This is a genomic window from Acinetobacter sp. SWBY1, from assembly GCF_002946595.1.
In the GTDB taxonomy this organism is placed as follows: domain Bacteria; phylum Pseudomonadota; class Gammaproteobacteria; order Pseudomonadales; family Moraxellaceae; genus Acinetobacter; species Acinetobacter towneri.
The window spans coordinates 554,651-568,746 of sequence record NZ_CP026616.1 but is presented as its reverse complement, the minus strand read 5'-3'; the positions used below and the strand labels follow the sequence as shown (position 1 = coordinate 568,746).

The following is a 14,096-nucleotide window of genomic DNA, read 5'->3' as shown; positions in this document are numbered from 1 at the left end:
GCAAACCCTACGCAACTGGGCGTGTTGGGGTTTGCTGTTTTTTCATTTAGTTATCTCAAGCATTTCGCCCCATTTAAATGGGTTTCTGCTCAGTTTATCACGACTCATTGACCAATTGCGGTCTGGCAAGAAGCAGCTGCCCGCAGCAATCTTTTTCTTGCCAAACTTTATCTGAACGCTTTCCAGCGCCTGCATTAAATTTTCCTTTCTTTGAATCGCTTCCATATCAGTGAGCAGGTCATAAATATGTGATGACTTCGGCTCAAGGCACGTCAAAACAACTCCGCATTTCTTAAATTTCATATCCTTTCTATATAGCATGTTTAGCATCCGCACAGCTCTATCAACATGATCAAGCACGCAGTCAGTGGGCTGTGAAAATGTTGAGGTATGTGCGTTGCTGTAGAATGGCACATTTGTATCAAAGGGATTTGTTTGTACAAAAGCTGTGATGCATCCACACAACAGATTTTCTTTTCTTAAGCGTGAACATGCATCCTGGGCATACATCGAAATTGCTTCTCTCAAGTCATTTATGTCTGTTACTTTTGTGCCGAATGAGCGGCTGGCCACGATCTGTTTCTTACTCGGTGGGGTATGCTCAATTTCAATGCATGATATGCCTTGCAGCTCTGCCACTGTTCTAGCCATAACAATTGAAAATAGTTTTTTAATGTTGCGAGGGTCAGTGCACGCAAGGTCATGTACTGTATTGATATTCATATCATTGAGTCTTTTTGCGTGTTTACGCCCAACGCCCCAAACTTCTGACACATCGATTGTGCCAAAAATCTGTTCCTTATTTATTAGATCCATGCTCACCAAATCGCATACACCTCTGAACTGGGCATTTTTTTTGGCAATATGGTTTGCAATTTTAGCTTCGGTCTTTGTTCTGCCAATACCAACGCAGACAGGCAATCCTAGCCATTTCCAAATGCGCTCACGCATCTGCTGCGCATAGTCACTTAGGTCAAACTTATTACTGTACGCAGTCAACTCAAGAAAGCTTTCGTCTATAGAATATATTTCTTGTTCACCAGGTCCAACAAATTCAGACAGTATCGAATGAAAGCGACGGGACATTTCAGCATATAAAGCATAGTTGCTAGACAATACTTGGACATTATTGTGGTGAATAATGTCTTTGATCTGAAATACAGGCACACCCATTTTGATGCCTAAGTCTTTGGCTTCTTGGCTACGAGCGACCGCACAACCATCATTATTTGATAGAACAATAACGGGCTGATTATTTAGTGATGGATCGAATACACGCTCACAGCTGACGTAACAGTTATTCACGTCAATGAGCGCAAATACACGATTTGCGTTATTCATAATTTATTCTTCTTATTGTTTTAGACAGACAGGTTTTTTAAGTTCCAAGTCACAACAGCGACAACTTCAAACGTTTGCCCATCTTTCAGGTAAATACTGTCATAGTCAGGGCTTTCTGCCTTGAGCCATGCCTCAGGCAAAGTGGCAGGGTCGTAGTCTTCACCAAAATGCTCAATCAACTCAGCTTTTGACATCTGGGCGGTAATCATCAAGCGCTTAATGGTCAGGTCTTTTTGGTCGATTAATGCAACCACAATGCTGCGGTGTTTGGCTTCTTTACTACGGTCAACAATGACTACATCGCCATATTCAAGTCCAGCATTGACCATTGATGTGGTACGTATCGTATTTAAAAACGTAGCATTAGCATTTGAAATAAGGTGCTCGTTTAGGTCGATGCTTTTATCAATGTAGTCTTGGGCAGGGGATGGGAAACCTGCAGGAATGGATTCGGATGCAATTGGTATGCTTACGTGTGTACGTGGTGACACTTGCGTAAAACCATGACGATCAAGCAGCGTGATTTGTTCAAGAATTGCATTGATTGTAGGGCTAGGCTTACCCTCAGGACCCATAATTTGTTGAAGTGATGACCAAGCGTCATCCGAGAAATAAATCGGCAGTTTTTTTGACATTATGTGCTCCTACGCTACATGGCGTGTTTGAAGTTTGCGCATATAGAATAGCTATAAATAGATCAGGCTTTCAAGTAGTGTTTGTCTGAATTATTTTGAACAAACGAAAGTTAGGTGATAAATTATTGAAAGCAATAATAATAAAATCGGAAAATTAAAATGAGCCTAAGTCACTTGGTTTTAGCCATTCTTGCTTTGCTTATCGCTGGCACTTTACTCACACTTAAAGCAGAAGAGACACGAAGAATAGACCCTGAGTGCGGGCATGAATACCGCACCGAGCTATGTAATGGGTATCTATATGCCAAGTACAATGACTTACCCTCAGCAGATAGGTGCGACGATGAAAAAGACGACCCTGAAATAAATTTTAACGAAGAGTTCCACAAAGGCTGTTTAAGTTATTTTGATAGGCTTTTGGTGGCTAGGTAGTTGGAATATGCATTGCAGAGTAAAACTTGAAGTGCGACATAAACCACCTAAGAACCCCATCAATCCATCACCTCACTTAATGCAACGTGCTTTTCATCAAATTTAATCATAAAATTAAGAACATCTATGTCTTATGCTGCGGTCTACAAAAAATTAGGAAAAATATTTTTTTAAAGTTTGTAGACTGATTTGTAGACAGTTGAACTGCAATCAAGGACAAACTCATGCAATGCTATGCAACCTTTGAATATTTTAAGTTATTGAAAATGCAAGGATATGCAAGCTAATGCAACCTATTCCAATTCGACACAAACTAAGTGGATTCTACTTTTTCTACTACGCAATTGTTGGGACGTTTTTGCCTTTTTGGAGCCTGTATTTAGAAGATCAGGGCTTTAATTATCAGGAAATTGGTGTTTTATCTTCTATTGCCATTTTAACGCGCTTTTTCGCGCCTTTTATTTGGGGATGGATTGCCGATAAATCAGGCAAACGGATGCTTTTGGTGCGCATCGCAACTTGGATGGAAGCCAGTATTTGGTTACTGATTTTTATTGTTCCGAATAGCTTTCAGTCTGTTGCATTACTCATGCTAATTTTTAGCTTTTTCCAAAACGCAATTTTGGCACAATTTGAAGGCGTGACTTTGTTTTGGTTGGGCGAGAAACGTGCGGAACTCTATGGCAAAGTGCGTAAATGGGGCTCTATAGGTTTTATTGTCGGGGTTTTTGGCATAGGTGCTATTTTGGAAATTATACCAATCTCCATGTTACCGATGTTGCTACTCAGTATTTCTTTACTGGCATTTCTATGGTCATTCAGTATTCAAGAACCAAGCTCCGCACCCATTGCACAAAAACAACTTGAACCCTTATTGCCTATTTTAAAGCGCCCAGTAGTCTATTCATTTTTTATAATTGAATTGATTTTACTGTTTTCGCATGCACCATTTTATAGTTTTTATAGTAATTTTTTAAGTCAGGCAGGATTTAGCACAAGTCAGATCGGTTTATTGTGGTCTGTCGGGGTGGTTGCTGAAATCATTATGTTTGCCTATGCGAGTTTGTTTTTAAAGCGTTGGTCTTGGCGTTCACTGGTTGCCGTATGTTTAATTTTAACAGGCTTACGTTGGGTGATAGTTGGTTTATTTCCATCCATATTTTTTGCACATTTTTTTGCACAAAGCATCCATGCCTTTAGTTTTGGATTATTTCATATCATTGCCATGCGGGTGATTTTTCAAAACTTTTCTGCAGGGCAACAAGGTCGTGGGCAAGCACTTTACAGTACCATGTGGGGTTTAGGTGTTGCACTGGGGAGTATTTTGGCAGGGCATTATTGGGATATTGTTTCAGGCGAATGGATTTTTATTTTTGCAGGATTATCTACACTCGTTGGTCTGTGTTTTATTTGGGGATTGCCAAAGCAATTAGAATCGCAGTCAATGTCGAGTGATACCAAAGCCTAGATTGGTGATTTTGCAGTGATACCGTTCTTTTATCAAAAATAGAAGCAAGCAAAGTTGGATGGGTATAGTTTGCTTGCTTCTTACTAATTGATTGCTACATTAAATACGGATTTTAGCGTATTGATGCCACCACGGTTGAGCCGTTTCAAGTTGTGCAGCCAGTTGTAAAAGCACATCTTCACGTGCAAAAGGCGCAATAAACTGCGAACCCAATGGTAAGTTATCTTTATTCCAATACAATGGCACAGACATTGCAGGCAGCCCAGTAATATTGGCAAGTTGAGTAAATGGCACCCATTTTAGGTTTTCTTTGACAATGCGATCGACCAATTTACCTTGCGCTAACCAATGTGCTTTACCTGCATGTAATAGTGTTTTTAAAATTGGTTTTTGCCATGCAGGAGTTTTAACTTCGCCATTTTTTGGTGCAACTGAGGCAGTTGCAGGGATGAGGTATAAATCATAACGCTCAAAGAATTGATTCATTTGCGCGACATATACCCCCCAATTATTCAAATTACGAATGTAATCTACTGACGTGGTTTTTGCGCCAAAGGCAGCCAAAGCCAAAGAGTCTAGCTCAAAATTATCGGAATGATTTGGCAGGCGAGTTTGAATTTCAGCAATTAAATAAGCAAATTGGCTAAACCATGTGGTAATGAAATCTTTGGCCAATTGCATGCCATCAATAGCAGGACGGTCTTCAACCACTTCATGCCCTAAAGATTCTAAAAGCTGTACGGTTTTTTGAATGGCATTGATGGCATCTTGTGAAACAGCTGTACCAATCGGAGATTGGGTCGAATATGCGATTCTTAATTTTTTTGGCGCTTGCTGAATTGCATCTAAATAACTGCGTTCAGGAGCTTCAATTTTGAAAAGTGAATGACCATCTGCGCCATGCGTTGCATCGAGCATTGCCGCACTGTCACGTACACTTTTACTTAAAATATGTTGCATCGCTGCACCATGCATGGCTTCACTGAGTTGTGGCCCCCACGGGGTGCGTCCACGACTTGGTTTTAAACCAAACAAACCACAGTAAGACGCAGGAATACGAATTGAACCACCGCCATCACTTGCCCCTGCAATCGGCACAATACCTGCCGCAACTGCAGACGCAGAACCACCAGAAGAACCACCACTATTGTGTTTCAAATTCCATGGATTTTTACATGCACCCCAAGCATCTGGCTCGGTTATCCCTTTAATCCCAAATTCAGGCGTGTTGGTACGTCCAAAGGTAACGATTCCGCTATTTTCCCAACGATTTACAATTTCTGCATTTTGTTCTGCAAGATGATGCGCACGTTTTAAACCCTGACAACCAAATGAAGTCGGATAGCCTGCATATTGTTGAAATAAGTCTTTGACTAAAAAGGGCACACCTGCAAATGGGCCTGTTAATTTTGTTTGTGTGCGCTGCCGTGCATGTTCATGCATAGGAATAATAATGGCATTTAATTGTGGATTGGTTTGTTCAGCACGTTGTAACGCAATATCTAATAATTCTGAGGCCTGAGCATCCTTTTTGGCAACCAGCTCTGCCAAGCCTAAAGCATCATATTGGAGGTATTCTGCAAGTTTCATTTCAATCTTGAAAATCTGTATTGTCAAATTGATGTTGTATGCTATTTTTGTTTAAGAAGCAAGAATGACCCGATTACGACCTTGCATTTTTGCCTGATATAGCGCCTGATCTGCCTGAATAATTAAATCTTGTAAAGGGAGATTGGTGGGTAAGTGTGTATGTGACACGCCCATGCTTACTGTAAAATGAATGGGTTCAAGGTTTTCTAAATTTAACGCTTGATGTTCAATACACATACGAATACGTTCTGCAATGCGTTGAGTTTTATTTAAGTTATTATTGTTCAGCAAAATAATGAACTCTTCACCACCAATGCGACAAAATAAATCGTGATCACGTAAATTGCTTTTAACGATGTTAGAGAGATGTTGCAAAGCACGGTCACCGACATAATGCCCATATTGATCATTCATTTTTTTAAAATCGTCGATATCTAACATAATTAAAGACAGTGAATGATTGTTTTTATGCTTTAAAGCTTTTTCACTTAACTGAGTAAAACTACGGCGGTTCAGTGTTTCGGTTAAACTGTCATGATTTGCCAAATACAATACTTCTCTATACAACTGATTTCGGTTTTGGCTAATCACACATAAAATTAACGTGGCAAGACCTAAAATAATTAAACCCACACGAATAGAAATAATGGTGGTTAAATAACTCGAATTCACTTGATCTATAAACAAGCCTGTGACGCTGTGATACAGAGTTAAACAGACCAAGCTATTAATCAGTGCCAAATTAAAAAGTTGATAGCTGGCAGCTGCCCAAATTAATGCAGCCAATGGATACAACAATGCACCTGGTCCATAAAAAATATGGGTGCAGGCGATAGAGATCAGTAATGCAAAAAAGGGCAAGATATCCTGAATTTGAGTTTCTTTAGCATATTGATTATTTATAAGTTTTTTGAATTTAGACCAGCCTGGGGCAGCCAAAATTAAAGGTAAGACAATTACCGCATTTAAAATTTCACCAGACCACCAAGTAAAAAAATCAATCCAACGATTTTCTTTTAACATAAAGGTGTGCGGCAAATTTGGCAGCAGAAGAATGGCAAATAAAGCCCCAAAGAAACAGCCTAAAGTTACAGCAATAATATGTGGATATAGCTCTGACACATTATTATTGCTCGCTGGAAGTTTAGCGCGGGCAAAATTAAAGAAAAACAACCCACTAAAAACAGCTACAAAGTTGGAAAGCGTTAAACCTAGCGTCATCAGGAAAGTATTGTCTGTGACCAAATCGGCGCCCATATAGCCAAAAAAAGCACCCAAAATTCCACCAAAACTTTTTAAAGATGGAAAGCGAATGAGTAGCCCCAACAAGAGGGCGTTGCTTGGCCAAAAAAAAGAAAAGTAGCTAAGTGGGCGAGTAAAAATACCCAATAAACAAGAAAAAAATACCACAACGGCTAGCAGTCCAAAGGCAAATATTTGCTTTTGAGTCGAAGATATAGTTTGCGGTATGCTAAAGTTTTGCAAGTACTAAACTCACTTTTGCAATGGGTTGATAATTAAGAAAAAAACTTGAATGAGTGTGACGTTCACAACAGAAAGGCGATCATATCAAATAACCATTACCTACAAAGTCGATTAAATGTAAACTAAGTCACATTTTGTTAAATAAAATTGTTGTCTTATGTTTATGCTTGCAGATTTGGATTAAAAATATGCTAAGTTGTCTAAACGGTTTATATCTTTAAATAAATGTATGAAAAAAATATATCTAACCACAGTTTTAAGCTTATGTTCTGTCTGCGCGATTGCGAATGAAAATACAACAATAGATTCAGCCAAGTTAACGCCAGTAGCAGCAGAAACGACCAATAAATTTCGTGTGGTGACCCGTCCAGAAATTGTGGGGCTGTGGGGCATGCAAATCCCAAATAATCGTAAATGTATTGAATATTACAACTTTAAAAGTAATAGCGATGTGGTGATTAAAAGCGGTCAAGAATGGTCTGCAGGTGTATATGATTATCAACCTTCACAAGACCCTGCAAATTCGTTACCGGCTTTAATTTTGCAAGTTAAATATGACAATAATGAAGTGGATTGTTCTGGATATCAGGAAGACCAAACAGGGGAAATTTCACAATATTTTGTAAAATGGAAAAATGCGCACACCATTAATTTCTGTAGTAATGAAAAAGCAGAACAATGTTTTGCGACGTTGTACCGCGTCCTGCCTTAAACTTTTGATTATTTGGTCTATTAGAGATCTTTTATAAACTCGTACCCCTCATCCTGGAGCGCGTGTATTGATCATCTAGAGCGCTAAAGCACAAAAGTAGTGAATTTCAATCTTTCATTAGACGAATTATTGATGATCATTTTTCGAATCCAGAATCAATTAACAAGAGCGACACATTTTAGTGAGTTGAAAAGTTAGGTGAATTCTTAGAATCATTAGACTTTTTCAACCGGCAATGACCTTATTACATAAATTTGGAGCAAGCTGTGATTTAAAGGTTTGAGGAAATTTAAATATAATTAAAACATAGTGTTAGATATTTGTTTCAACAAAGCTCTTACAAATAAGACTTTATTTTCTCTTATTCATATACGAGTGTACGAGTGCATTTTAATTTAATGAAAATTTTATCGTCTTGCTGAAAATAAAAACGGCTACTGAGCCATGCAAGCATTTTGCGACACATGGCTCAGCAATAAATCCATAATTATGCCTCGTCAATTTCTAAAGGATTTAGACTTTGGACAGAACTTGCTTTAAATGGTGCAGCAATTTGCTTTAAATCTGAACCCGATGGGGCTTGATACACTTTTAAGCCAAACTCCGGAATAATTGCCAGCAAATGATCAAAAATATCGGATTGAATACTTTCATATTCTTTCCATGCAGTGGTTTTGGTAAAGGCATAAATTTCTAGTGGTAAACCTTCACTGCTTGGCTGTAGTTGACGAATAATCAATGACTGAGATTGATTAATGCCAGGATGCTGTTTCAGATAAAATTCAACATAGGCACGGAACGTCCCTAAATTGGTTAAACGGCGTTGGTTGTATTGTGATTGATTTGCTAACTGCTGATTAAACTGCTCAATTTCTTCATTTTTGCTATGTAAATATTGATCCAATAACAAAAACTCTTTAAGTTTGCTTTGTTCATGTTCAGTCATAAAGTGCACAGAACTTTGATCAATTATAATGGCACGTTTAATACGTCGGGCACCAGCTTCCTGCATGCCACGCCAGTTTTTAAAGGTATCGGTAATGAGTTTATTGGTTGGAATAGTGGTCAGGGTTTTATCCCAGTTTTGCACGGTGACTGTATGTAATGACATATCAATGACATCACCATCGGCATTTAAAGAAGGCATTTCAATCCAGTCACCAATCCGTACCATATCGTAGGAAGAAATTTGTACCGAAGCCACTAGAGATAAAATGGTATTTTGGAAAACCAACATCAAAACAGCAGCCATCGCACCAAAACCTGCGAGTAAGGTAAACACATCTTTTTTCAGGAAAGTGCCTAAAATCATGAGGGCACAGACCACATAAATAATGAGTTTAACTAACTGCAAATAGCCCTTAATTGGCTTGTTGCGTGACTTAGGGTTGCGTTGATAGAACAGGTTAAAAATATTTAAAAATTCAGAAATTGCCAATGCAATGGTCAGGAATATAAAGGCTTGCGCACCCATTTGCACAAAGCTTTCTACTTTATCTGACAAATGCGGTACGGTGGTGATGCCGTTCATAATCACGACAGCTGGGACAATGTTGGCAATACGTCGGATGACACTATGCTGTGAAATAATTTCACTATTGGCAAAGGTCATTTTAGAAATCAGTTTGCGAATCCCGCGCACTACAATTTGCTTGGCAATAAAGTTGGCTAAAATTGCCAGTAGAATCACAATACTGAGTGAGGTCAGCATTTCTAACCAAGGGTATTGGTTATACCATTCCTGAATATTTTGAATAAAATTAAATTCTTGCAAAAGGTCCTCGCTTTAAGGTTGCTGATTTTCGTCTGCACGGCACTTAGAATTTTGGCCTGCAATTCACCTTAATTCTTCATTGATGTATGAAATTGTTAGATAGTGTATCGACTAAAGTTTAAATTTGAAGGCTGAGTAACTTTTTGCTACATTTCAATTATTTGTTTTTACTGAAAGTTTTCAATCAAGTTGCAGTCATAATAAAAAAGCCAGTACAGATACTGGCTTTGAATAGATACCTAGCATAAATACTTGCGTGATCTACCACATTAAATCATCTGGAATCACATAGGCTGCGTATGGATCTTCTTCATCTGTCGTGGCTTCATTTTTCTCGGCATTATTGACAATAATAAAGCCTTCCATTTTGCTATTAATACGTTCAGCTAAAGCTTTAGGCAGGAACGCATAACTGTCATTTTCTTTGGCAATCACCAAACTACCTGCCACGAGTGCATTGTAAATTTGTTGATTGATATACACTTTTTTAATCTTGCCATCTAAAAACTGATAAGCCACTTCACCATCGGTATCACGAATTTTATGCTGCTGAATCATTTGCATAATTGCTGCTTTCAGTTCTTTTTCCTGTAAAGCGGCTTTCTTTTCTTGCTCAATAGCTTGGTCTTTGGCGAGTTTTTCTTGCTGTGCCTGTGCAATTTTGGCTTTCACTTCAGCATCTTTACTTTCACCTGTGCGCTGTTCGTGTAAGGTTTGTTTAGACAGTTTTTTTGCTTTTTTATTATCCACTAAACCCGCTTTGAGCAATTGTGCCTGTAGTGCATTTTTAACCATGATAATTTCCGAAACTTAATGTTGAAGATGTCGATAGCGAAAATAAATAATCCAATACACCAAACTCAAACTTAGGCTGAGTCCTGCAGGTACCAGAAAAGAATTCAGTTTAAATGTAGGATAAATGGCTGCAGCGAGTAATCCACCCACAAAGAAACCAATTAAAATCAGTAGGTGTAAAACAATACGCCTTTTTTCAACTTGTAAGCCCCGCACTCGATAACCGAGAGCTAAGCCTAAATCGGTCAATACCCCAGATAAATGTGTGGTGCGGATGATGGTGCCTTTATAGTAGCTGATCATGGCATTTTGTATGCCCATGGCAACCGATGCCCAAAGCAGGGCATAACGTGGGAAATAAGGCAATAATGCCCAGCAGATTAAAATAAAAAATGCCACCAAACTCATGGGCAAACCATAACGACGCCCTAAGCGAAAATTGCTATTTCCTAAAATGACGCCGCTATAAAATGAGCCAATCACATAGCACAAAATCACCAGAAACAAGAAAATCATGGCTTCTGGTTTCCAGTCGATTAGCGCCATCGCCAAGATACTAACGTTACCAGTCATGTGCGAAACGGACTGGTGCAATATGGTCACCAATCCGAGTACGTTAATAATTCCAGCATTGACGGCTAGAAAAAAAGCACCAAATTGCACCCAAAGGGGTAAAGTTTGAAAAGGCATAATGGATGATTGCGTAAGTTTCCTAACGCATTGTATCTTAACTCAAACCACGGTCAACCGCAGTAGTAAATAGCACATCGGTAGATGAGTTAAGTGCAGTTTCGGTTGAATCTTGCAATACGCTAATGACCATACCAATTGCAACAACTTGCATGGCAATATCTGAAGAAATACCAAATAAGCCACACGCTACAGGAATCAGCAGTAACGAGCCGCCCGCAACGCCTGAAGCACCACAGGCCGACACCGTTGTAACCACAGATAAAATCAGCATGGTGCTAAAATCGACAGAAATTCCTAAAGTATTTACCGCAGCTAAGGTCAAAACGGTAATGGTGACCGATGCGCCTGCCATGTTAATTACTGCACCTAACGGAATTGCAACACTCGCGGTTGATTCCTGTACGCCTAAACGCTTGGCTAAGTCTAAATTGACAGGGATATTGGCTGCAGAACTACGGGTAAAGAAAGCAGTAATGCCACTTTCGCGTAAGCATTGAAAAACTAAAGGATAAGGATTGCTGCGGGTCACAAATGCCACCATGATTGGGTTGATGACCAACGCGACAAAGAACATCGTACCTAACAAGACTGCCAATAATTGAGCATAACTGGCTAAGGTGCTCAAGCCTGCATCGGCAAATGTCACGGCAACCAAGCCAAAAATACCGAAAGGCGCAAAGTTAATCACCAAGCGAATAACGCGATTGACTGCATTGGCTGCATCATTCAACAATGCTTTGGTGGACTCTGTAGCATGGCGGAAGGCAATCCCTAAAGCCACAGCCCAAGCCAAAATACCAATAAAGTTGGCTTCGGCAATGGCAACTACAGGGTTAGCAACAAAACTAAGTAAAAGATTTTTCAAAATTTCAGCAAGACTGCCCGGCGGGGTTAATTCTGACTGTGTTGCAACATCTAAAAATAATGTACTTGGGAAAAGCGTACTTGCAATAACTGCACTGAGCGCAGCCAAGAACATACCAATCGCATACATCAGCATAATCGGTTTGATATAGGCATTGCTGCTTCCAATTTTAAAATTGGCAATCGATGCCATGACCAAAATAAAGACTAAAATTGGCGCAACAGACTTCAGGGCTTTAATAAATATATCACCCAAAAGGCTTAAATAGGGCGCAGACTCTGGAAATAAAATTGCAACAGCCACACCGAGTACAATTGCAATCATAATTCGGGAGACTAAACTCAAACGCAAAAAAGCTGAAAACATACGAAAATAAGGTAAAAGAAAAGCGGCTATTTTATACTGAAATATCCATGTGCTTAAAAATAATTTTTATATAAAAATTAAGTCTATATTTTTAAAAGTGATATTTATTAAACTACTTAAATTTCAGCAAGATAAAAGTACTCTTTGATCAAAAAGCATGTGTGTTGAGCATCCAGTTTTAAAGATAAAATTAAAGATCAATTTCTTGATCTTTAAGTCAGTTCAGGCGCAAGCTCTTGCATGGCTAAATAATGTGACAAATAAACTTTTCCATTTAAATGCTGCAAAAGTTTTGAGTGTTGTAATTTGTCCATTACCGGGCCTTTAATTTCTGAAAAATGCAGACAAATATTCAATTTTTTTAGTTCAAGATTTAAATCTTCCAGCATTTCGAGTGCGCTTAAATCAATACTGCTAATACTCGAACAATTCACCACTACATGCTTTAACTGAGGGTTTTGGCTGACTTGATTAATAAAAAAGCCTTTTAAAGTATTGGCATTTAAAAAGGTTAGATTTTCATCAATTCGCATGGATAGCACGTGTGGCGCGGTACGCACTTGATGCCGCTGAATATTACGAAAATGTTGTGTGCCTTCAAGTAAACCAATTACCGCAATATGTGGTCGGCTAATACGCCACAACATTAGAATAAAGGTGGACACAATCCCAATAATTAAACCTGTCGAAATATCAATGAATACAACACCAAAGAACGTCACCCACATGGCCAGACCATCGGCTTTGGAATAACGCCAAGTTTCTTTAAAAGATTGGAACTCGACCAGTTTCCAAATTGAAACAATAATGGTTGCAGCCAAAACAGCCAGTGGTAAGTCTTGGAAAAATCCCGTGAAGTATAAACTGACAATAACAATCACGATGGAGGTAAATACACCTGCCATTGGTGTTTTTGCACCTGCATCGGCATTGACCACGGTACGCGACAAACTGCCTGTGACGGGAAAAGAGGAGCTAACACCTGCGCCAAAATTGGCTAAACCGAGTGCAATCAGTTCCTGATTGCTATTTAAGTGACTACGTTGTTGTAAGGCGGTGGCTTGCGCAATAGACAGAGATTCCACAAAACTGATCATGGCAATCATGGCTGCGCCAGGAAGGAGTTGTAGAACAAGTTGTGCATTCCATTCAGGGAATTGAATAGGCGGAAATCCTGAAGGAATTTCTCCGACTGTTTTAATGCCGATTTGTTGCAAATGCAATGAATAAACCAAAGCAATTGAACCGATCACCAATACCAATGGCAAGGCTTTTAAGATAAAGCCGCTACCTCGAACACGCTCACGAATGGCATTACTGTTGATGATATTAGGGGCATAAATTAGAAATAAAATGGCAGCAACACCTAAGAGCACGCTATAAAAATGGGTTTGTCCCATATATTTCCAAAAGCTGTATAAGAACTCAGGTAAGTTATTGGCTTTAAGGGGGATGTCTAACACAAATTTAAGCTGTCCAATCGCAATCATTAATGCAGAGGCAATAATGAAGCTTTTAATAACAGGATGGCTAATGAGTTGAATTAAAAAACCGAAACGAAAAACACCTAAAAGTAGTGAAATAATGCCGACCATCAGGGCAAGTAAACAAGCTGCTTGAATATAAGCTGCCGAGCCGACTTCAAATAAAGGATTGAGCGTCGCAAAGGTCATCATAGAAATAATGGCGACTGGGCCAATGGACAAGGTTGGGCTGCCACCAACCAAGGCGTACATGATCATGGGGATCACGCTCGCGTATAAACCCATGACAGGAGGCAAACCTGCAAGCATGGCATAGGCCATTCCTTGAGGTACCAACATGGCAATGACAATAAACGCAGACAGCAGATCAGATTTCAATGTTTCTGCATTGTATTTTCGCAGCCATTGCCAAGCAGGTAGTACACGAGCCAAACGTGAATTGAAATCTGACATACT

At 39.2% G+C, this 14,096-nt stretch carries 11 protein-coding genes; 2 read left to right on the top strand and 9 right to left on the bottom strand.

Features of this window, described 5'->3' with window-relative positions:
- Nucleotides 1–42: 42 nt before the first annotated feature.
- Both C3Y93_RS02790 and C3Y93_RS02785 read right to left on the bottom strand, forming a co-directional pair.
- Entirely contained in the window at nt 43–1,341 is a 1,299-nt protein-coding gene (locus C3Y93_RS02790; protein WP_104851999.1) for a Y-family DNA polymerase, read from the bottom strand.
- Between the two features lie 20 nt (nt 1,342–1,361).
- A complete protein-coding gene (locus C3Y93_RS02785) occupies nt 1,362–1,976 on the bottom strand; it encodes a LexA family protein (RefSeq protein ID WP_104851998.1) in 615 nt (204 codons plus the stop codon).
- A gap of 718 nt (nt 1,977–2,694) precedes the next feature.
- Here C3Y93_RS02785 and C3Y93_RS02775 point away from each other — a divergent pair.
- Nucleotides 2,695–3,876: an MFS transporter gene (locus C3Y93_RS02775; RefSeq protein WP_104851996.1), complete on the top strand. Its 1,182-nt coding sequence runs from the start codon at nt 2,695–2,697 to the stop codon at nt 3,874–3,876.
- A 99-nt stretch (nt 3,877–3,975) separates the two neighbouring features.
- On the opposite strand, the gene C3Y93_RS02770 is transcribed toward C3Y93_RS02775, so the two are convergent.
- The gene (locus C3Y93_RS02770; RefSeq protein WP_104851995.1) at nt 3,976–5,466 is read right to left on the bottom strand and encodes an amidase; all 1,491 of its coding nucleotides are present in this window, start codon (nt 5,464–5,466) and stop codon (nt 3,976–3,978) included.
- 51 nt (nt 5,467–5,517) lie between these two features.
- Nucleotides 5,518–6,951 (bottom strand): GGDEF domain-containing protein, encoded by a 1,434-nt coding sequence (locus C3Y93_RS02765; RefSeq protein WP_207973578.1) that lies wholly within the window; start codon nt 6,949–6,951, stop codon nt 5,518–5,520.
- Between the two features lie 229 nt (nt 6,952–7,180).
- On the opposite strand from C3Y93_RS02765, the gene C3Y93_RS02760 reads away from it, so the two are divergent.
- Nucleotides 7,181–7,663 (top strand): hypothetical protein, encoded by a 483-nt coding sequence (locus C3Y93_RS02760; protein WP_104851993.1) that lies wholly within the window; start codon nt 7,181–7,183, stop codon nt 7,661–7,663.
- A 487-nt stretch (nt 7,664–8,150) separates the two neighbouring features.
- Here C3Y93_RS02760 and C3Y93_RS02755 read toward each other — a convergent pair whose 3' ends face one another.
- The 5 genes from C3Y93_RS02755 to C3Y93_RS02735 form a co-directional block, all read right to left on the bottom strand.
- Nucleotides 8,151–9,437, bottom strand: a complete 1,287-nt coding sequence (locus tag C3Y93_RS02755) for a mechanosensitive ion channel family protein (RefSeq protein WP_104851992.1) — start codon at nt 9,435–9,437, stop codon at nt 8,151–8,153.
- A 261-nt stretch (nt 9,438–9,698) separates the two neighbouring features.
- Complete coding sequence (locus C3Y93_RS02750) at nt 9,699–10,232, bottom strand: DUF2058 domain-containing protein (protein ID WP_004973493.1); 534 nt, start codon at nt 10,230–10,232, stop codon at nt 9,699–9,701.
- A gap of 15 nt (nt 10,233–10,247) precedes the next feature.
- Entirely contained in the window at nt 10,248–10,922 is a 675-nt protein-coding gene (locus C3Y93_RS02745; protein ID WP_104851991.1) for a YoaK family protein, read from the bottom strand.
- Between the two features lie 37 nt (nt 10,923–10,959).
- Nucleotides 10,960–12,156 (bottom strand): serine/threonine transporter SstT, encoded by a 1,197-nt coding sequence (gene sstT, locus C3Y93_RS02740; protein WP_104851990.1) that lies wholly within the window; start codon nt 12,154–12,156, stop codon nt 10,960–10,962.
- A 212-nt stretch (nt 12,157–12,368) separates the two neighbouring features.
- A complete protein-coding gene (locus C3Y93_RS02735) occupies nt 12,369–14,093 on the bottom strand; it encodes a SulP family inorganic anion transporter (protein ID WP_104851989.1) in 1,725 nt (574 codons plus the stop codon).
- Nucleotides 14,094–14,096 lie beyond the last annotated feature (3 nt).

Excerpts from the sequence above, each read along its gene's own strand:
- C3Y93_RS02745 (WP_104851991.1), bottom strand. The coding sequence starts at position 10,922 with ATGCCTTTTCAAACTTTACCCCTTTGGGTGCAATTTGGTGCTTTTTTT.
- sstT (WP_104851990.1), bottom strand. The coding sequence starts at position 12,156 with ATGTTTTCAGCTTTTTTGCGTTTGAGTTTAGTCTCCCGAATTATGATT.
- C3Y93_RS02785 (WP_104851998.1), bottom strand. The coding sequence starts at position 1,976 with ATGTCAAAAAAACTGCCGATTTATTTCTCGGATGACGCTTGGTCATCA.
- C3Y93_RS02735 (WP_104851989.1), bottom strand. The coding sequence starts at position 14,093 with ATGTCAGATTTCAATTCACGTTTGGCTCGTGTACTACCTGCTTGGCAA.
- C3Y93_RS02750 (WP_004973493.1), bottom strand. The coding sequence starts at position 10,232 with ATGGTTAAAAATGCACTACAGGCACAATTGCTCAAAGCGGGTTTAGTG.
- C3Y93_RS02760 (WP_104851993.1), top strand. The coding sequence starts at position 7,181 with ATGAAAAAAATATATCTAACCACAGTTTTAAGCTTATGTTCTGTCTGC.
- C3Y93_RS02775 (WP_104851996.1), top strand. The coding sequence starts at position 2,695 with ATGCAACCTATTCCAATTCGACACAAACTAAGTGGATTCTACTTTTTC.
- C3Y93_RS02770 (WP_104851995.1), bottom strand. The coding sequence starts at position 5,466 with ATGAAACTTGCAGAATACCTCCAATATGATGCTTTAGGCTTGGCAGAG.
- C3Y93_RS02790 (WP_104851999.1), bottom strand. The coding sequence starts at position 1,341 with ATGAATAACGCAAATCGTGTATTTGCGCTCATTGACGTGAATAACTGT.